The sequence below is a fragment of the Dyella sp. 01N36 genome, from assembly GCF_056399745.1.
Map to the genome: position 1 here is coordinate 73,901 of NZ_JBFTRY010000002.1, position 20,039 is coordinate 93,939.

The following is a 20,039-nucleotide window of genomic DNA, read 5'->3' on the forward strand; positions in this document are numbered from 1 at the left end:
AGACTGCGCCGCGCGTTCACCCAGGGCATGCTCGGAGGCAAAGCCTTGCAAGGCGACAAGACGTACTGGTTTCCCGCAAAACGTGACGGCTGGGGTTGGGGCTTTCCCACCACGTGGCAGGGCGGGACTGAGCGTTTGTGGGAGGCCACCCTGTGGGCGACCGCCGCGCCACGTCGTCATCGCTCCGTAGGGTAGTCGCGCACAGGGTGCGCTCCCACAAGAAGCCTCCCGCTTGACGCACCCTTGTAGGAGCCCACTTGTGGGCGACCGCGACGCGACAGCGGCGCCGCTTCGCAGGTGAGGTCGCGCACAAGTGCGCTCCTACACAAGAGCGGTTCGCGCAACGGCGGCATCGAACTGCTACACCGCTGCAACACCTTGTAACGCCGCCTCGACGACTCGCTCTGGCCACCCCGAAAGTTTCAAACGAATCTGTTGACTGCAGTGCAGCATCGGGCCTAAGGTCGAGCCATGTCGCCATCTATTGCGCCAGCACGCAAGTTCCAGCACCCGGTCCACACTGGGTGCGCGTCGCTGTCCGCCGGCGCCATGACCCACGCCACCACCACCACCACGACCACTATTACCACCAGGTCGGGGTGGAGCTGCGTGCGCGAATAAGTTTCTGACGCAAACGGCCCCGCCCTCGATGAGGCGGGCCGGCGCACACTCCGACTCCCTCTGCGAGCACGGGCCATCCACAAGGAGAGGCCATCGTGAACGCTGTCGCAGCACCTTCGCTCGAACAACCGTCGTTACCGCCACATGCCATGGCGCTGCCGACGACCACCGCGCGCCAGCGCGTCCTCGCCGTGGGCCTGGTCGGTCCCGGCCGCGTCGGCAGCGCCTTGCTCGAGCAGCTGCGAACCGCCCAGCCGCGGCTTGCGCGTGCCGGATTGGAGCTGCGCTTATGCGCCGTGGCTGCCAGCCGCCGCATGTGGCTGGATGCGGACGATCCTGAGCTCAACGGTCGTCACGGCAGCGCGCAAACCTGGCGTCCGAGCAACCTCGACGAATTCGCCGCGCATCTGCGTGGCGACGATGGCCGCCATGCGCTGGTAATCGATTGCAGCGCCAGCGAAGCGGTGGCATCGCACTATGCCGAGTGGCTCGCTGCCGGCTTGCACGTGGTGACGCCGAACAAGCTGGCCAGCAGCGGCCCGCTGGCGCGACTGCAGGCGATCCGCGCCGCTTCCTTCAGCGGTGCCCGCTTCCGTTACGAAGCGACCGTGTGCGCCGGCCTGCCGGTGGTGCAGACGCTGCGCGACCTGCTCGACACCGGCGACGAATTGCTCGCGGTGGAAGGCATGTTCTCCGGCACGCTCGCATGGCTTTGCCATCGCTACGACGGCAGCCGCCCGTTTTCGGAGCTCGTGCGCGAAGCCCACGCCCTGGGCTATACCGAGCCCGATCCGCGCGATGATCTTTCCGGGCTGGACGTGGCGCGCAAACTGGTGATTCTTGCGCGCGAGGCGGGTTGGTCGCTCTCGCTGGAAGATGTGGACGTGCAGAGCCTGGTGCCGCGCGAGCTGGCCGAGGTGGCGGCCGATGAAGTGATGGACCAGCTGCATCTGCTCGACGCGCCGATGGCGCAGCAGGTGGCGCATGCCCAGGCCCAGGGCTGCGTGCTGCGCCATGTCGCCAGCCTCGACGCCAAAGGCCATGCCAGCGTGCGGCTGGCGCTGTTGCCGGCCTCGCATCCGTTCGCCCATACGCGGCTCACCGACAACATCGTACAGTTCACCACGCACCGCTATCGCGACAACCCGATGCTGGTGCAGGGTCCTGGCGCCGGGCCGGAAGTGACGGCGGCAGGCGTATTCGCCGATCTCCTGCGTATTGCCGAAACGCTGGAGGCGCGGTGATGAATGCACAACTGATCGATCCCATGCCCATTCCCCAGCGCGCGTTGAGCGCACAAGCCATGGCCTATGCCAGCGTCGGCAACGTCGCGGTCGGCTTCGACATTCTTGGCCATAGCGTGGCCGGCGCCGGCGACCGCGCCATCGTGCGTCGCATCGACGAGCCCACCGTGCGCATCGCCGCCATCCACGGGCGCGTGACCGATCTGCCGCTGGAGGCGAGCAGCAATACGGCGGGTGCGGCGCTGCTGTCGCTGCGCCGCGCGCTTGGCCTGCGCCATGGTTTTGAAGTGGAGTTGCACAAAGGCATCGCGCTGGGTTCGGGCATGGGTGGCTCGGCTGCCTCGTGCGTGGCCGCGCTGGTGGCCGCCAACGCCTTGCTCGAACGCCCGCTGCCGCGCGAAGCGCTCTATGGCTTCGCGCTCGACGGCGAGGCCGTGGCCAGCGGCAGCCGCCACGGCGACAACCTGGGGCCGATGCTCCTCGGCGGCCTGGTGCTGGCCACGCGCGATCGATTGCTGCGTTTGCCGGTGCCCGAAAACTGGTACTGCGCGCTGGTCCATCCGCACGCCGTGCTGGAAACCCGCAAGGCGCGCGCCGTGCTCGCCGATGGCTTCTCGCTGCACGACGTGGTGGCGCAACAGGCCAACCTCGCCCTGGTGCTTACCGGCCTTCATCGTGGCGACGCGGAGCTGGTGCGCGAAGGCCTCAAGGACGTGTTGGTGGAACCAAGGCGCGCGCCGCTGGTCCCAGGCTTCGCGCGCGTGAAACAGGCTGCCCTGGATCACCACGCGCTCGGCGCAAGTATTTCCGGCGCCGGTCCCAGCGTATTTGGCTGGTATGAGCGACGCGAGGACGCCGAGCGCGCTGCGGTGGCCATGTCGGCGGCGTTTGCCGACGAAGGCCTCGCCAGCGACGTGCTGGTGTCACCCATCAACGGACCGGCCGCCACGCTGGTCGACGAGGACGAGGCCGCATGAGCGAGCCGTTGCATTACCGCAGTACGCGCAGCGCGAAACACGCGGCGCGCATCGAGGAAGTCATCGCCGCGGGCCTGGCCCCCGATGGCGGGCTGTATGTACCCGAGGCCTTGCCGCAACGGGATGCGAGCGAATTCGATGCGAGCCAGACGCTGGCGCAGACCGCTGCCACGCTGCTGGATCCGTTTTTTCGCGGCTCCTCACTTGCCCATGAACTTCCGGCGATCTGCCGTGAAGCGCTCGACTTCGATACGCCGCTGCGACCGCTGGCGTATCGCGACGATGCCTCGGTGCTGGAACTTTTCCATGGACCGAGCGCCGCATTCAAGGACGTGGGCGCGCGCTTTCTGGCCGCCTGTTTCCGACGTCTGCGAGGTGATGCGCAGTCGCCGCTGACGATTCTTGTGGCAACTTCCGGCGACACCGGCGCTGCGGTGGCCGCCGCGTTCCATCGTCAACCCGGTGTGCGTGTGGTGATCCTCTATCCGGATGGCCGCGTGTCGCCACGCCAGGCGCACCAGCTCGGCTGCTTCGGCGACAACGTGCAGGCACTGCGCGTGGACGGCACGTTCGACGATTGCCAACGCATGGTGAAGGCCGCGCTCAACGACGGCTCGCTGCAGCAGCGTGTGCCGATGTCCTCGGCCAACAGCATCAGCCTCGGCCGCCTGCTGCCACAGATGAGCTACTACGCGCAGGCCTCGCTGAGCTGGTGGCATCGGCACCGCGCACCGCTCAACTTCATCGTACCCACCGGCAACCTCGGCAACGCGCTGGCCTGCGTGTGGGTGCGCGACATGGGATTGCCGGTCGGAGAAATCCACCTCGCCTGCAATGCCAACGCCACGCTCAGCGATTACTTCGACGGCTCGCCCTACTCGCCACGTCCGGCCGTCGCCACTCTGGCCAATGCGATGGATGTAGGCGCACCCAGCAATTTCGAGCGGCTGCGCTGGACCTATCCGCACGACCATGAGCTGCGCCTGCAGCTGCATGCGAGCAGCGTCGACGACGACGCGATCCGCGAAACCATCGTGCGGCACGCATGCGACCATGGCGAGGTGTTCTGTCCGCATACGGCCACAGCGATGCATGTGCTCGATGGCATGGGTTCGACGGGGCTGCCTTGGGCGGTCGTCGCCACGGCGCATCCGGCCAAGTTCGACAGCGTGGTCGAGCCGTTGATCGGCCGTCAGCTGGACGTGCCGCCGGCTTTGGCGGCGATGTTGCAGCGTCCGGCGTATGCGGAGCCGATGGCGGCCAGCGACGATGCGTTGAAGTCGTGGCTGGATGGGCGGGTGGAAAGCGCTCGGGCGGCGGCCGGCTAAATAAGGGCCATGCCTATCCCTGTGGGAGCGCACCCTGTGCGCGACCGCGGCGCGATGTCGTCACCGCTCCGTGAGGTGGTCGCGCACAAGTGCGCTCCTACACGAGATCTGCGCACGCGGCCTGTCGTCGCCGCTCCGTCATCAGGCTGTCGCGCACAGGGTGCGCTCCCACAGTAAGCAGCCTGTTGTCAGGTATCCAGCACCGCGCCATGGGTTTCAATCACGCTCGCATAAAGCTTCGCCGTCGCCTTCGGCGTGCGTTTCTGCGTGGCGAAATCCACATGGTAGAGACCGAAGCGCTTGGCAAAACCCAGCGACCATTCGAGGTTGTCCAGCAACGACCACGCGTAATAGCCCTTGACGTTCACGCCTTGCTCGATGGCATGGTGCATCGCCTTGAGGTGCTCGCGCAGGTAGCTGCTGCGCAGCGGGTCTTGCACGATATCGCCCTCGGCCACGGGCGCGTCATAGAAAGCCGAACCGTTCTCGGTGACGTAGATGGGGATATCGCCGTAGCGATCCTTGAACCACGTGAACATGTCCGTGAAGCCCTGTGCATGCACTTCCCACCCTGTCTCCGTATACGTCGTGTTGGGCTGTTTCACCGGCACGGCTTTCAACGGATAGGCGTTCGGATCGTTCTTCACCACCGCACGCGTGTAGTAGTTGAGGCCGACAAAATCGACCTTCTGCTTGGTGAGCTTGAAGTCGTCTTCCGGGAAATCCGGCCAGGCAGGCCCAAAGATTTCCTTGAGCTCCGGCGGATAGCTGCCCAGCAGCGCGGGATCGGCGAACTGCTCGTTCATATAGGCATGCGCGCGGCGTGTGGCGGCGATGTCTTCCGGGCTGTTGGAGGCGGGATATTTCGGCTCGATATTGAACACCACGCCGATCTCGTGCTTGCCTTCCGCACGATATGCCTGGATGCCCGCACCGCTGGCGCGCATGAGATTGTGCGCGGCAATCGGCGCCTCGTACTTGCTGCGATGTCCCGGCGCCAGCGCGCCATGCAGGTAACCGCCATCGGTGACGACCCAGGGCTCGTTGAGCGTGGTCCAGCGCTTCACGCGGCCGTCCAGCGCCTTGTACATCACGCTGGCGTACTCGGCGAACCAGTGGGCGATATCACGATTGAGCCAGCCGCCACGGTCGTCCAGCGCCGCGGGCAAATCCCAGTGGAACAACGTGGCGTTGGGCTCGATGCCGTTTTCCAGCAACTCATCGACCAGGCGCGAATAGAAGTCCAAACCCTTCTGATTGATGCGACCGGTGCCTTCGGGCAAGACGCGCGCCCACGCAATGCTGAACCGGTAACCTTGCAGGCCGAGCGCGCGCATCAGCTGCACGTCATCCTTGTAGCGGTGGTAGTGATCGCAGGCGATGTCGCCGGTGTCGCCATTGGCCATCATGCCGGGCGTATGCGCGAAACGTTCCCAGATGCTCGGACCCGCGCCGTCGGCCAGGGGTGAGCCTTCGATCTGATAGGCCGAGGTCGCGGCGCCCCAATGGAAGCCTGGGGGAAAGCGATAGCTCTGGGTCATTGGAAAGAATCCCCTATGCCGCAGTGCGGCTTGATGTAAACGATTACATACTGAGAATAGCGGAGCGCGGCCGAGATGTGCACCGGTTGCATCCACATTCGTATACGGTGAGCCATGCAGCCGCCGGAAAGAAGGAGCGTCAGGCGTCGATGGCAACGGTGAATCTGGATCGCATCAGCAAGGTCTACTCCAACGGCCATATCGGTGTGGCCGAAGCAAGCTTCGATATCGCCGATGGCGAACTGCTTGTCCTGGTGGGCCCGTCGGGCTGCGGCAAGACCACGCTGCTGCGCATGATCGCGGGCCTGGAGTCGATTTCCTCCGGCACGCTGAGCATTGGCGGGCGCGTGGTGAACGAGGTCTCGCCGAAAGATCGCGACATCGCCATGGTGTTTCAGAACTACGCGCTGTATCCGCACATGACGGTGGCGGAGAACCTCGCCTTTGGCCTGCGCCTGCGCGGCAAGACCAAGGCGGAGATCGACCAGCGCGTCACGCAGGCTGCCAAACAGCTGGAAATCGAGCATCGCCTGACGTCGCTGCCGGCGGCGTTGTCCGGCGGCCAACGCCAGCGCGTGGCGCTGGGCCGCGCCCTGGTGCGCGAACCGAAGGTGTTTCTGCTGGACGAGCCGCTGTCCAACCTGGACGCCAAGCTGCGCCTGTCGATGCGCGTGGAAATCGCGCGCCTGCATCGCCAGCTCGGCGCCACCATGATTTATGTCACCCACGACCAGGTTGAAGCGATGACGCTGGGCCAGCGCATCGTGGTGCTCAACGGCGGGCAGATCCAGCAGATCGACACACCGATGGGGCTGTATGAAAAGCCCGCGAACCTGTTCGTGGCCGGTTTTCTTGGTTCGCCAGCGATGAATCTGCTGCGCGGTCCGCTGCGCCACGGCAACGGCTGGCAGCTCGACACGCCGCAAGGCAGCGTGCGATTGGGCGCGCTCGACGCGCAGACGCCCGAGCTGCTGCCGTGGATCGATCGCGAAGTGGTGATCGGCGTGCGTCCCGAAGATCTGCGTCCTGCGGGTGAAGCGAGCGCAACGCTGAGCGCCGTGCTGGAAGTGACCGAGCCGGTCGGCAACGAGATCTTCCTCAACCTGCGTCGCGGCGAGCAGTCGCTGGTTTCGCGCGTACCGCCCGGCGCGCTGCCCGAAGTCGGCAGCGTGATGCATTTCGAGCTGGCGCTTGATCGTCTGCATGTGTTCGACCCCCTCGCCGGCGCACGTATCGCCTGAGTGGACCATCACCCCTTCACGCTGCCCAGTAACAGTCCTTCGATGTAGTAGCGCTGCATCGCAAGGAACAAGGCAAGCACCGGTATCACGGTCACCACCGACCCGGCCATCATCAGCTCGCTGTCTTGCGCGTGCTCGCGCGAGAGCGAGGCCAATCCCAACGGCAGCGTGTAATGCTCCTGTCCGGTCAGCGCGATCAGCGGCCACATGAAATCGTTCCATGCGGTGAGAAAGGTGAAGATGGCCAGCGTCACCATGATCGGCTTGAGCAGCGGCAGCACGATCTGGCCGAAGATGCGCCACTCGCCCGCCCCGTCGATGCGCGCTGCTTCCAATAGCTCATCGGGAATGCCTCGTGCGTACTGGCGCACCAGGAAAATGCCGAAGGCGGTGGCCATCGCCGGCACGATTACCGCGCCGTAGCTGTTCACCATACCCATGTATTTCAGCATCAGGAACAAGGGCAGCATCGCCACCTGGGCCGGAATCACCAGCATGCCCAGCAGCACCTGGAACAGGCGTTCGCGTCCGGCGAAACGCAGTTTGGCAAAGGCATAACCGGCCATCACGTTGAAGGCGAGTGACAAGGCGGTGATCGCCGTCGATATCGCCAGGCTGTTGAACAGGTAGCGCCCCACGCCTGCGCGCAGGAACAGCACTTCGTAGTTGTGCCAGCTGGCATGCGCGGGCCACAGCGGCGGCGGCAGGTTGCTGGCCTCGCCCGGGCGCATGAACGACACCGAGAACATCCACAGCAGCGGAAACACCGCCACCAGCGTGCCGCCGATCAGCAAGCCGTAGATGACGGCTCGGGCGAAGCGCGGATTCATGCCGGCTCTCCGCGCCGGCCCACGCGCAACATCAGCGCGGTGACGACGAACATGATCACGAACAGCAGGAAGGCCACGGCCGAAGCGGTGCCGAAGTTCCACCATTTGAAGCCTTCGTTGTACATCAGGTACAGCACGCTGGTGGTGCTTTGCAGCGGGCCGCCTTCGGTCATTACATAAGGCTCGGCGAACAGCTGGAAATAGCCCGACACGGTGAGGATGCCCACCATCAGCAGGGTGGGCGCGAGCATGGGCAAGGTGATATGCCGGAACTGCTGCACCATCGAAGCGCCGTCGATGCGCGCCGCCTCGTAGAGGTCTCGCGGGATCGCCTGCAGACCGGCGAGGAAAATGATCATGTTGTAGCCGAAGTTTTTCCACACGGCGAACACGATGATCGACGGCATCGCCCAGTGCGGATCGCCCAGCCAGTCCACCGGGTGTATCCCGGCCAGACCCAGCGCGTAGTTCAACAAGCCGTACTTGGTGTTGAAGATGTAGCGCCACACCACCGCCACCGCGACGACCGTGGTGACGACCGGCGCGAACAGCGCGGTGCGGAACAAGGTCTTGAAGCGCACCAGCGGCGAGTTGAGCAGGAGCGCGGCGCCGAGCGAGACCATGATCGACAAGGGCACGCCGACGACCACGAAATACAGCGTATGCCCCAGTGCCGACCAGAACTTCGGCTGGTGCAGCAGATCCCAGTAATTGTTGAGCGCGACGAAGCGCAGGTGGCGGATATCCGCCAGGGCGTAGAGATCGTAGTCGGTGAGACTCAGTCCCAGCGCCGCCACTACGGGCAGCAGGAAGAACACGCCGAGCACCAGCAGTGCCGGCGCGAGAAACCACGAGGCGGCGCGCTGCCCATTCATGGCGAGGCCTCGGAAACGCGGGCGTGGTCGAGTATCCAGCGCCGTTTTTCGAGGATGCGATCGGCGCGGCGGTCGATTTCGGCAGCGGCCTGATCGATGGTCAACTCGCCCGCCACCGCCTGCGCGGCCACCAGCTGCATCTCGTTGGCGATCTGCTCCCATTCCGGCACGGGCGGGGTCGCCTTCACGTGTTCGAGCTGCTCGCGGAACGCCTGCACCTTGGGATCGGTACGCAGACTGCCGCCGTCCCAGGCGCTGCGCCGGGCCGGCATGTCGCCGAGCAGATCGTAGAAGCGCTGCTGCACGTCGGGGCGCGACAGGTATTCGATCAACGCCCACGCCTCATCCTTGTGCGCCGATCGGCGGAAGATCACCAGGCTGGAACCGCCTGCCGCACCTGTGCCGGCACCGTCGGGCCCGGGCAAGGGAGCGGTAGCCCATTCGTTCTCGCGGTCGGCGGGAAGACGCTGGCGGAACTCGCCGATGTTCCATGGACCGGAGAAATAGAACGCGTAGACGCCGCGCCCGAATTCTTCCCAGGGGTTGCCCGCTTCCACCGCGGTGATCGCCGGCGCCTGCTGCAAGCGGAACGTGTCCACATAAAACGCCAGCGCACGCTTGAAGCCGTCGCTGCGGAAATTGCCGTAGCGTCCACCGTCACGCAGCATCGATTCGGGCTGCTCCAGCGCCAGCGACATCAGCTGCTCGTATTCGTTGGTGGGCAGAAGAATGCCGTAGGTCCCCTTGCCCGGCTGGCTGAGCGCGGCGAGCATTTGTCGCCACTCGGCCCAGTTGCGCGGCGGTGCATCGAAGCCGGCGGCCTTCAACAGATCGCGGCGGTAGAACAACAGGCGCGTGTCGACATACCAAGGCACGCCGTAGAGCGCGCCGTCGATCAGGTTGGTCGACCAGATGTGGTCGAAGTAATCGTCGGGCTTTACCACCGTCGATGTCGCCACGCGTTGCTGCAATGGCGCCAGCGCCTGCAACGCGACGAACTCCGGCAGCCAGGTATTGCCGAGCTGGCTGAGGTCCGGCGTGGATCCGCCGGCAAACGCGGTGAGCAGCTTCTGATGTGCCGCGCTGAGCGGCAGCTGCTGCACCTTCACGTGAATGCCAGGATGCTCACGCTCGAACTCCGGCAGCAACTTCACCACCGCCTCGCCTTCGCGGCCGATGGTCCAGAAGGTGAGCGTGTGCGCGTCCTGCGAGGACGAGCAGCCCGCCAGCAGCAGCGCAGCGACGGACAGCAGGCGGCATGCCACCCGGCCCGTCGTTGCGTTGATGCGGCGAGACAGCTCAGGCATCGCTCATCGCTGCTTGGACTCCAGCCAGCCGCCGGTGAAGCCGGCGCGCTCCAGACCCTTGCGGACATACGGATTCTTGCGCATCACGTTCCATACAAAACCGCTGCGCCAGTTTTCAATCATCAACACGATGGGACCCTGGTCGATGCCGATCTGCTTGTCGTCCGCCCAACCCATGTTGGGCACGACGCGGCCTTCACTCGGCCTGGCGCCCGTATCGTAACTGGGGTTGAAGGCATCCACGAAACCGTACTTGCCATACACCGCGTCACCGTAGCGCTTCTTCATCTCCAATAGCGCCGGCACCACGATTTCCGGGGCAAACGCGATGGAGCCGATGGCGGCGGTGGGCGCGATGGTGCCGTCATCGGAAATGTAGTCGAGCCCGGCGCCACGTGCCGTATAGCCGTAGAACGCGCGCGTGCTGCCGTCGTCGCGTTTCACCACCGCGTCGCCCGGGCCGTTGCACGCGGTGAGGCCCCAGATGTTCTCGCCGTAGTCTTCCCAATGATTGGGATTGGCGATCGCATAGGAGCGCTGCGCGTAGGTCGCCTCGCGGCTGTTCTGGAAGTAGTCGGTGTTGTGATCCCGGCTCCAGGCATCCTGGATGCCACGGAAGTCGATCCAGCTGTGGCTGAACTGATGGCCGAACAGCGGCGCGAAGTTGAGGAAGGTGCGCCCCTGGAATTCCCCCCACTGCTTGGGATAGCTCTTGGCCCAGGCCTGCCACGCGTCATCGCTTACCGGATGCGTGGGCGATCCCATCGCCAGCACGTACACCATCATGCCTTCGTCGTAACCCTTCCAGTTGGCCGGGATGAACTTGCCGCCCGGCGTCCAGCCCATGCTGATCAACGGCGCCTTGGGCTGCATCCAGGTCCACTCGACGCGCTTGTAGATGGCGTCCGCCAGCTCGCGGATCTGCTTTTCCTTGGCGGAATGGCGATCGAAATACGTTTGCGCGAACAGCACGCCGCCGAGCAGCAGCGTGGTGTCCACGCTCGACAGCTCGACGCCGCGCCCATAGCGCTTGCCGGTCTTCATGTCGAGGAAGTGGTAGAAGAAGCCGTGATAGCCGCTGGCGTCGTCTTCGCTGTCGTTCTGCGTCGCGTCGTTGAAGAAGCGCAGCGTGGCCAGCGTGCGATCCGCCGCTTGCTCGCGCGTTACATAGCCGCGCTCCGCACCCACGCCATAGGCGGTCAGGCCGAAACCCACCGAGGCGATGCTGGCGAACGACTCGCCCGGCCAATGATCGGGAATCAATCCCGTCTTCGGATCGGCGCTGTCCCAGAACCACTGGAACGTGCGCTGTTCCAGTTCATCGATGGCGGCGCGCTGGTCTTTGGGAAGCGCGTTGTACTTGAGCCCGGCGGCGGCATCCGACGCAGGGGCCGCCCAGGCAGTGCCGATGGCGAGCGTGAGAGCGCCGACCAGGACGGCGCGAAGGAGAGGCTTGATCATGATCGGCTGCTCTTTAAAGAGAGGCCCGCAATATGCGGGCCTCGAAGTGCCGTCATCATGACGGCCATGGGGGGTGCCACTTAGAAGTTGATACCTGCAGTGACCTTGAGCGTACGCGGGTAACCCGTGATATCGCCCGTGGGGTTGTAGATCACCTGACGCTTGTTGAGCACACCATTGTTGCCGATGGTCTCGATGTAGTTGACGTAGTTGTTCCAGTTGAACGCATTGAGCAGGTCGATGCGCACATAGGCGTTGAGGTTTCCGTAGACCTTGAAGTTCTTGGTCGCCTGGAAGTCGATGTCGCGGTAACCGAACACCTTGCCACCGATCAGGAACTTGCCTTCGCCCGGCGGACGGACCGCAAAGTTCAGGCAGCCGCCGCCGTTGGTGAAGCCGCTGTCGTAGCCTGGCGCGGGTGCGCCATAGCAGGACAGGCCCAGATCGGGTACCGGGGTGGCCAGCGTCAGCTTGCTGCCGAACACGAAGCCCCACGGGCCGTCGAGCGAGCCGGTCGCCACCAGGCGATGCTTGGCGACGCCCGGAGCCGCCGAGTACGGATAGTTGCCGATCTTCTCGTAGTCAAACGCGTACTGGTCGGTCGGGTCGTTGTTGTCGTTGTTCTGCACGGCGTTCGTGTAGGTGTACGCGAACGAAGCGCTCCAGTGCGAATCCACCGTATAGGGCTTTTCGGCAGAGATCAGGAACTGGTTGGTCTTGGTCTGCAGGCCGTTGTTGCCGATGATCAGCGTGCCGTAACCCGGGATGCCGAAGCTCCACGGCTGGCTGCCGCCACCCCAGAAGGTGCCGTCCGGACGACGGTTGCCCAGCGTATAGACGATGCCGTCGTGGCTCTTGATGTTCACGAAGGCGACGCTGGTGTTCCACTCGCCGATCTTGTTGCGCATGCCGATGCTCAGCTGATCGGAATACGGCGCCTTGAGGTTGTTGTTGATCATGTCAACTTCCTTGCCCGCGTTGCTGTTGGCAACGAGCGCTTGCAGGGCAGGAATGCTCAGGTAGGCCGGGTTCCATGCCAGGCAGGTGGCGCTGGGCGTGCACGGCTGCGATGGCGTGTTGAAGAACAGCGTGGGCTGCGACAGCACCGACTTGGTCTCTTCGACCTGCAGCGATTCGTACAGGTTGCGATCGTACGAGCGGCCCCAGCCGCCGAAGATCACATGCTCTTCGTCGCCGAACAGATCGTTGGAGAAGCCCAGGCGCGGCTGGATTTCGTTCTTCTTCGCCTTGCGGTTGTTGCCGTTGCTGATGTAGTCGTTGATGTTCACGCCGCCCAGGGCGAGCGACTGCGCATAGGTCTGGCCCGCCGGTCCGTTCGGATCCTGCGAATTGAGCGCGGACACCACGCCAGCCGGCGTCTGGTAGTCGAGGTACGAAGGCGTCTTCTCATAATCCCAGCGCACGCCCAGGTTGAACGTCCAGTGGTCGTCGACCTGCCAGTCATCCTGGATGTACGTGCCGAACTGCTGGTCACGGCTGGTCGCCACCGGGCTCTGGCCCGGCGTCGGGTTGCCGAACTGCACCTTGTACGGAATCGACTCGGTGCCGTTTGGACCCACCGCATAGGTGTACAGCGCGTTGGTGTCGCCCGCGTCCTGCGCGGTCAGCTTCACCGACTTGAACTTCACGCCCATCTTGATCACGTGGTCGCCATGCCACTGGATGTCGTTGAGGGTGAAATCGTCGGAGATGGCCGGGCCCTTCTGGCCCTTGTTCTGATACGACAGCGGCGAGGAGCCGTCCACGAGCAGCGTGGAGTTCTGGTCGCTGGCGTCGGTGTACGACGCGCCGTAGCCCGTGGTGATGGGCGTGGGGTTGTACTGGGCGTCTTCGTACGTGGCCTGCAGGCGGTTGAACCAGCTGTCGGTGCTGTGATCCCAACGCAGGTCGAAGCGCTTGTCGGTGTTGCGCGTATTGAGCGAGGCATTGGCCGTGCTGTTGCCGCCGATACCGCTGATGGCGGTTTCGTCACGGTACTTGCCGCTCACTTCGATGCGGTCGCGGTCGGTCGGCTCCCAGTCCACCTTGCCGAACCAGTTGTTCTCCTTGAACGGCAGGTTGGCCGGGCCGATGCCGGCCTGCGCGCTCGCCGGCAGGTTTGCCCACAGGGCGGAGTTGCCCGTGGGTACCACGGTGATGGGGCTGTTGAATTCCTTGCCTTCATAGGCAAGGTAGAAATGCGCCTGATCCTTGAGGATGGGGCCGCCGATGTCGAAGCCGTAATCCTTCTCTTTGGAATCGACTTTCTTGTTGTTCGCCTGCTCAGAAGGCGTCTCTGCGCGCATGGCCGTGTTGGTGAAGCTGCCGAACACGTCGCCGTGGAACTCATTGGTGCCCGACTTGGTTTCGGCCGTCACCGCAGCGCTGGAGAGCTGGTCGTACTCGGCCTTGTAGTTGGACGTGATGACCTTGTACTCGGCCACCGCCAGCTGCGGGAACGGATTGCCCTGGCTGTTGTTCTGGCCGGTGACGCCGCCGGGCAGCACGTAGTTCTTCTGGCCCACGCCGTCGATATAGACGTTGATGTTGGAGCTGGCCTGCGCGCCCGAACGAAGGCTGGTGTTGCCGTTGGCGTCGCGCGTGAACACCATGCCCGGCACGGTGTCGGCGAATTCGAGGAAGTTGCGCGACGCAGCCGGCGTGGTTTCGATTTGGCGCAGGGACACCAGCTGGCCCACTTCGGAGGTCTTCACTTCCTCCAGCGTGGTGGCCGACACCGTCACGCCACCCAGGTTCTGCGCATTGGCTTCGGCCGGAGTCGCTGCAGCGGCCTGCTGCGCCGTGAGGTTCAGGGTGAAGGTGGAAGCCACCGTCACCGTCACCGTGCGCGCGGTGCCCGGACCGGCATCCACCTGATAGGTGCCCGGCGGCAGACCGACCAGCGCGAAGCTGCCGTCCTTGTCCGAATGCGTGCGGCGGGTAGCGCCCGTGGCGGTGTTCTTGGCCACCACGTCGACATCGGCGGGAGCCTGGCCACGAATGTTCGCATCCGAGCTCTGCGCCCACGAGATGGCCGGCGCGGAAGAAGCCATCGCGAGGGCAATGGCGGTAGCTAGTAAACGTTTACTTTTTTGGCGTTGAATATTCATAAGGTGTCTCCCCTCCCACAAAAGGCCGCCGCTCAGACGAGCGCCGGAGGCTGTTTCGTTGCTACGTTGGTCTGATGAGCTCCGCACGAATCGCGCACGACGACGTCGCAACGCAAAGTGCGGCTGTTGGAGCCGGTGTGCCCCTTGCCTTCCATGAGCTCGGTGAGCAGGAGCAGTGCGCTCTTGCCCAAATCTGCAATGCTGACGCCCACGGTGCTGAGCGAAGGCGAAACGTACCGTGCGATCAGGATGTCGTCGAAACCGGCCAACGCGATGTCCTCGGGGACTTTCACGCCAGCCTCTTTGAATGCCATCAGGCACCCCACCGCCGTCATATCGTTGGCAGCGAACACGGCACGCGGACGCGTCGCCTGCGCCAGTATTTCCTGGCCGGCCCGATAACCCGATTCCTCGGTGAAGTCGCCGGCAATGATGTTGAGCGTGGCCTTGGGCGCGTGCCTGGCCATCGCCGCGCGATAGCCTTTCTCGCGCTCTTGCGCGTCGTAGTTGCCGGCCGGGCCAGTGATGAAGGCCACCGATTCGTGGCCGGCATCGAGCAGATGCTTCACCATCGCCTGGGCGCCGGCGATGTTGTCGATGTTGATCGACGGATAACGCGCATGGTCGACCGGGCTGTCCAGCAGCACGGCCGGCAGGTCCGAGGGCAGGTTCCGGTCAAGGAACGGGCCATCGACGAATTCGGAAAGAATGATCATGCCGTCCACGCGGCCACGCATGGTGCGCACCGCCACCGCCGCGTCTTCCACGCCGTCGTGCGAGCTGGATACGAGCAGATGCAGGCCCTTGGCGCGTGCCGCCAGATCGATGCCGCGGATCAGTTCGGAGAAGAACTCACCGTACAGGTCGGGCAGCACCGCCCCGATCGTGTGGGTGCGGCCTGTGATCAGGCTGCGCGCGGCAGAATCGGGAACGTAGTGCAGATGAGCCGCCGCCTTGCGCACGGCATTTTGCGTTTCCGTCGTGACCCCGCCCAGGCCATTGAGCACACGGGACACCGACGCGATCGAGACTTTCGCCTCCCGCGCCACATCCTTGATGGTGGCCTTCTTGGTGGTCACATCGGCTCCTAGGACAGGGCGGCAGGGGATTCCCCGGCGGCGCTGCGGCGGAACGTAAACGTTTTCATGGAAACTTGTAAAGCCACCATTTCGGGCTTTTTTCGCTGCGCTGCAATACTTTCAAGCATAAAAACTTGCGAGCCGGGGACACAGCAACGCTGCCGCCTAGGCCGTCGGCCATATGGCGTCGCAACATCGAACGCTAAAATTTCGGTGGGGAACCAGACACGGTTGTGAACGAACCGTCAGCCTGCCGTAGCTTTGCGATGCGCAAACATCCATGGCCATAGCGCCGGCGAGTCGTAGGTCGGCACCCAGGAACCATGGTTCACACCGGGAAATTCGGTGTAACGCACTTCATCGCCGGCGCGGGTAAGCGCCTTGTTCATGGCCCGCGAATCGGCCGGCGGTACCTGGTCGTCGATCGCGCCATGGAAGATCCACATCGGCGTCGGCCTCACCCGGTTCGCCACCCAGGCGTAGGGATCGGCACCACTGGGCACGCCGTAGACCTTCAGTTCGGGCATGTCGTCGAGCCCGAGGATGCCGCCGCACACGGGCGCGGCAGCAGCGAACATGCCCGGATGATCGACCGCCAGCTGCCACACGCCATAACCGCCCATCGAGAGGCCGGTCAGGTAGAGCCGCGATCGATCGCCGTGATAGGTCGCGATGCTCTGCTCGAGAGCGGCCACGGCGGCGCGCTCCACTTCACCGCTCCACACCGTGTCGTCGGGCGCCTGGGGCGCCACCACCACGGCAGGAAATTCATCGCCATGTTTGGCCAGCCACGGCGGCAGGCCCTGCTTGAGCTGGGCTTCGTTGTCGTTGCCGCGCTCGCCGCTGCCGTGCAGGAACAACACCACCGGCCACGGGCGATCCGCCGTCCAGCCGGTGGGCACGAACACCTGGAAGGGATAGCGGTGACCATCCACCGTCACTTCGCTGGCGACGAAATGCGCGTCAGCGGCGTGCGTCGATCCGGCCAGGCCAAGCAGCAGCGAGGCTGCCATCCATCCCACGCGCTTCATCAGCATGTTCGTACTCTCCGTCAGTCGATGCCCGGAGAGTACAGACCCTTCGACGGATCAGGCCAGAGCAGCAAGAACCTGCTCCGTGGACCGCACGCGACCCAGGCGCGGGAAGATGTGCTCCACCGCGAAACGATGATGCGCGGCATCGCCCGAGCTCATGGCGTCTTCCACCAGCACCTGGTTGAAGCCCAGCTCGAAGGCCTGGCGAGCGGTGGATTCCACGCCGATATTGGTGGAAATGCCGGCCAGCACGATCTGCGTGATGCCGCGACGGCGCAGCTGCAACTCCAGTTCGGTGCCGTAGAACGCGCCCCACTGGCGCTTGGTGATGTGCAGGTCGCCCTCGGCCACGGCCAGTTCATCGGCGTAGTCCCACCAGTTGTCCGGCAGGGTGAAGTTGCGTGCAGGCTCGTCCGTCAGCGGACGCAACATGTCGCCGGCGTCGGCCGACCAGCCCACGCGCACCAGCGCCACGGGCGCCTTCAACTCGCGAAAACGCGCCGCCAGGCGACCGGCACGCTGAAAGACTTCAGCGCTCGCATGGGGGCCCGCGCCAAACGGGGCAATGCCCTTCTGCAGGTCGATCAGGACGAGCGCGGTGGTGCGGGGATCAAGCTTTTCCATGGGAGAACTCCAGCGATGTGCAGGGATCAGGCAGGGATTGCGCCGGCATCAACGTACAATCGACCCTGTTCGGGCCGCGCCCATGCGCCGGCTTTCAAGACTATTATGTGAGGACAGCCTCACATTGGAGTTTATGAGGATGTCCTCGCAAAACACAAGCCAGGGGGCGCGAGCGCCCAGCCGTCGCCGGGGCCACGAACGCGTGGCGGCGCTGCTTTCTGCGGCATCGGATTGCTTCGTCGAAAAAGGTTTCGATGCCACCACCATGACCGAGATCGCGGCTCGCGCTCAGGCCTCGATCGGCTCGCTCTATCAGTTTTTCCCTACCAAGGAGGCCGTTGCCGAGGCGCTGATCACCCAGCATGCCAACGGACTGAACGAGCGCATGGAGACCCTGGTCGCGCAAACGCCGAACTGGTCGACGGAGGAACTTGCGGCGCGGCTGATCCGCGCGTTCGCCGATTACCGCAAGCAGCATCCGGCCTTCGCCACCCTGGTCGAGGCCGCCGGTTCGCTGCCCTCGATGCTGGGCCGCACCATTCGCCAGCGCATGCGCGATTATTTGAGTCAGATTATCGCCATTCACGCGCCAGGGATTGCCGCAGGCGAGCTACGTCCGGCGGCGATGGTGGTGCAGCAATTCATGAAGGCCGCTGTCGCGCTCGAAAGCGAGCAACCGGCGAACCTGCGCAAGGCCGCGCAAAACCAGCTGCAGCAAGCACTTTCGCTCTATCTGCGAGAACTCGCGTCGCGCTGATTGCGGCGACAACTGTGTCGCACGTGCAACACGTGCGTAGGACGTCCAGCCATCTGGACGTCCGAATGCCTAACTCGACACGCGATTTAAACATTTTCAAAAGAAACTGTTGACAACCCGTCGGACGGGCCATTAGGTTCGTCTGCATGTCGCAGCGCAACAGCCATGACCGCATTGCCGAACCGATCCGTCCCCCGACGGTCGCCGGCCTGCTGCGACTTCGCACCAACCTCCTTCTTGCCCTTGTACTCGTACTCCTTATTACCAACGGAGGTGCGGGCTGAGGGCGTGTGTCCAGGTAACTAGAAAGACCACCTGAATACGACCAAAGAACCCCGCACCCGGTAACGGATGCGGGGTTTTTTGTTGCCCAAGGCGTGTGCCCATGGAGCCAGCGATGAACCCCGATAACACCCCGCCCCAGAGCGGCAACAGCGAGAACAGCGACGTGGGCGACGTAGCCGCCGAACGCCTGCGCATTTTCGATACGACCCTGCGCGATGGCGAGCAGGCACCCGGCTTTTCGATGGATCGCCGGGCCAAACTCCGCATGGCGCATGCGCTCGAGGCGCTGGGTGTGGACATCATCGAGGCCGGCTTCCCCAGCGCCTCGCCGGACGATTTCGCCTCGGTCGCGGAGATCGCCCGGGTGCTGCGCGGCCCTACCGTATGCGGCCTGGCACGCTGCCACGACAACGACATCGACGCCTGCGGCCGCGCGCTGGAAGTGGCGCGCCACGGACGCATCCACCTGTTCCTGTCCACCAGCCCGCTGCATCGCGAGCACAAGCTCAACATGAGCAAGCAGCAGGTGATCGACACGGCCTGCGCCGCCATCGAGCGGGCCAAAAAGCTGTGCCACGAGGTGGAGTTCTCCGCCGAAGACGCCATGCGCACCGAACCGGAGTACCTGGTCGAGGTGTTCAGCGCGGCCATCGCCGCCGGCGCCACCACGGTGAACGTGCCCGATACCGTCGGCTACACCACGCCCATCGAAATGGCCGAGCGCATCACCTACCTGCGCCAGCACGTGCGCGGGGCGGACCAGGTGATCTTCTCCACTCACTGCCACGACGACCTGGGCATGGCGGTCGCCAACAGTCTCGCCGGTGTTGCCGCCGGTGCGCGCCAGGTCGAATGCACCATCAACGGCATCGGCGAGCGCGCCGGTAACGCCTCGATGGAAGAAGTGGTGATGGCGTTGCGTGTGCGCGCTGCCTACTTCGGCGTGGATACCGGCATCGACGCGCGCAAGCTCTATCCCACCTCGCGCCTGCTGACCCAGCTGACCGGCCAAGCCGTCGCGCGCAACAAGGCCGTGGTCGGCGACAACGCGTTCGCGCACGAGTCCGGCATCCATCAGCACGGGATGCTCAAGCATCGCGGCACGTACGAAATCATGCGTCCGCAAGACGTGGGCATGGGCGAGACGCGACTGGTGCTGGGCAAGCACTCGGGCCGCCATGCGCTGCGCCAGCGTCTGCAGAGCCTGGGCCACGAGGTGGAAGAGGCCGCAATGGACAGCATCTTCGCGCGCTTCAAGGCGCTGGCCGACAAGAAGCGCGAAGTGCACGACCAGGACCTGGAAGCGATCGCGCTGGGCATGGATCCGGAAGCCACCGGCCCCTGGCGCATCGTGCAGCTCAACACCAACTCTCATCTGGGCGGCAGCGCGTCGGCCTCGGTGAAGCTCACCCATGACAGCGGCCATGAAGTGGGTGAAGCGGCGATCGGCGACGGCCCGGTCGATGCCGTGCTGCGTGCCATCGAGCGCGCTACCGGCACCTCGCTCGACGTCACCCAGTTCCAGGTGCGCGCCGTGAGCGAGGGCGGCGACGCGCAAGGCCAGGCCCAACTCACTGCGCGCCACGCCGAGCGCGACTGGCGTGGCTCCGGCGTAAGCACCGACATCATCGAAGCGACCGCACATGCCGCGCTCGCCATCGTCAACCGCATCGAACGACAACAACCCGTGTCGCCACGGGCTGCGGTCGCGAGCCTGTGAAACCG

General features: G+C 64.6%; 15 protein-coding genes. 6 read left to right on the forward strand and 9 right to left on the reverse strand.

Going from position 1 to position 20,039, the window contains the following annotated elements; all coding sequences use genetic code 11:
• The first annotated feature begins 770 nt into the window (after window positions 1-770).
• From AC1DMG_RS01020 to thrC, 3 genes are read left to right on the forward strand one after another with little or no spacing between them, the layout of a single operon-like run.
• Window positions 771-1,865 carry a homoserine dehydrogenase family protein gene (locus AC1DMG_RS01020; protein WP_441602917.1) on the forward strand — a complete coding sequence of 365 codons (1,095 nt, stop codon included), beginning with the start codon at window positions 771-773 and terminating at the stop codon, window positions 1,863-1,865.
• A complete protein-coding gene (locus AC1DMG_RS01025) occupies window positions 1,865-2,842 on the forward strand; it encodes a homoserine kinase (RefSeq protein WP_441602757.1) in 978 nt (325 codons plus the stop codon). The genes AC1DMG_RS01020 and AC1DMG_RS01025 overlap by 1 nt, the downstream gene beginning before the upstream one ends.
• Window positions 2,839-4,170, forward strand: coding sequence for a threonine synthase (gene thrC / locus AC1DMG_RS01030; protein WP_441602756.1), 1,332 nt, complete (start codon window positions 2,839-2,841; stop codon window positions 4,168-4,170). Before AC1DMG_RS01025 ends, thrC begins: the two co-directional genes overlap by 4 nt.
• A gap of 188 nt (window positions 4,171-4,358) precedes the next feature.
• Here the strand turns inward: thrC and AC1DMG_RS01035 are convergent, their stop codons facing one another.
• Window positions 4,359-5,711: a GH1 family beta-glucosidase gene (locus AC1DMG_RS01035; RefSeq protein WP_441602755.1), complete on the reverse strand. Its 1,353-nt coding sequence runs from the start codon at window positions 5,709-5,711 to the stop codon at window positions 4,359-4,361.
• A gap of 149 nt (window positions 5,712-5,860) precedes the next feature.
• Between AC1DMG_RS01035 and AC1DMG_RS01040 the strand changes: the two genes are divergently transcribed.
• The gene (locus AC1DMG_RS01040; protein WP_441602754.1) at window positions 5,861-6,952 is read left to right on the forward strand and encodes an ABC transporter ATP-binding protein; all 1,092 of its coding nucleotides are present in this window, start codon (window positions 5,861-5,863) and stop codon (window positions 6,950-6,952) included.
• Between the two features lie 8 nt (window positions 6,953-6,960).
• Here AC1DMG_RS01040 and AC1DMG_RS01045 read toward each other — a convergent pair whose 3' ends face one another.
• The 8 genes from AC1DMG_RS01045 to AC1DMG_RS01080 all read right to left on the reverse strand — a co-directional run bounded on the left by AC1DMG_RS01045 (window position 6,961) and on the right by AC1DMG_RS01080 (window position 17,272).
• Window positions 6,961-7,782, reverse strand: a complete 822-nt coding sequence (locus AC1DMG_RS01045; protein ID WP_441602753.1) for a carbohydrate ABC transporter permease — start codon at window positions 7,780-7,782, stop codon at window positions 6,961-6,963.
• On the reverse strand, window positions 7,779-8,657 hold the full coding sequence (locus AC1DMG_RS01050; RefSeq protein WP_441602752.1) for a carbohydrate ABC transporter permease: 879 nt from the start codon (window positions 8,655-8,657) through the stop codon (window positions 7,779-7,781). The genes AC1DMG_RS01045 and AC1DMG_RS01050 overlap by 4 nt, the downstream gene beginning before the upstream one ends.
• Window positions 8,654-9,964, reverse strand: coding sequence for a sugar ABC transporter substrate-binding protein (locus tag AC1DMG_RS01055; protein ID WP_441602751.1), 1,311 nt, complete (start codon window positions 9,962-9,964; stop codon window positions 8,654-8,656). Before AC1DMG_RS01055 ends, AC1DMG_RS01050 begins: the two co-directional genes overlap by 4 nt.
• A 3-nt stretch (window positions 9,965-9,967) precedes the next feature.
• Entirely contained in the window at window positions 9,968-11,425 is a 1,458-nt protein-coding gene (locus AC1DMG_RS01060) for a glucoamylase family protein (RefSeq protein WP_441602750.1), read from the reverse strand.
• A gap of 80 nt (window positions 11,426-11,505) precedes the next feature.
• Window positions 11,506-14,535 carry a TonB-dependent receptor gene (locus tag AC1DMG_RS01065; RefSeq protein ID WP_441602749.1) on the reverse strand — a complete coding sequence of 1,010 codons (3,030 nt, stop codon included), beginning with the start codon at window positions 14,533-14,535 and terminating at the stop codon, window positions 11,506-11,508.
• A 32-nt stretch (window positions 14,536-14,567) separates the two neighbouring features.
• The gene (locus tag AC1DMG_RS01070) at window positions 14,568-15,614 is read right to left on the reverse strand and encodes a LacI family DNA-binding transcriptional regulator (RefSeq protein ID WP_441602748.1); all 1,047 of its coding nucleotides are present in this window, start codon (window positions 15,612-15,614) and stop codon (window positions 14,568-14,570) included.
• Between the two features lie 245 nt (window positions 15,615-15,859).
• Window positions 15,860-16,651: a carboxylesterase family protein gene (locus AC1DMG_RS01075; RefSeq protein ID WP_441602747.1), complete on the reverse strand. Its 792-nt coding sequence runs from the start codon at window positions 16,649-16,651 to the stop codon at window positions 15,860-15,862.
• 51 nt (window positions 16,652-16,702) lie between these two features.
• Window positions 16,703-17,272 (reverse strand): hydrolase, encoded by a 570-nt coding sequence (locus tag AC1DMG_RS01080; RefSeq protein WP_441602746.1) that lies wholly within the window; start codon window positions 17,270-17,272, stop codon window positions 16,703-16,705.
• A 202-nt stretch (window positions 17,273-17,474) separates the two neighbouring features.
• On the opposite strand from AC1DMG_RS01080, the gene AC1DMG_RS01085 reads away from it, so the two are divergent.
• A complete protein-coding gene (locus AC1DMG_RS01085; RefSeq protein ID WP_441602745.1) occupies window positions 17,475-18,029 on the forward strand; it encodes a TetR/AcrR family transcriptional regulator in 555 nt (184 codons plus the stop codon).
• A gap of 397 nt (window positions 18,030-18,426) precedes the next feature.
• Complete coding sequence (locus AC1DMG_RS01090) at window positions 18,427-20,034, forward strand: 2-isopropylmalate synthase (RefSeq protein ID WP_441602744.1); 1,608 nt, start codon at window positions 18,427-18,429, stop codon at window positions 20,032-20,034.
• Window positions 20,035-20,039: the final 5 nt, after the last annotated feature.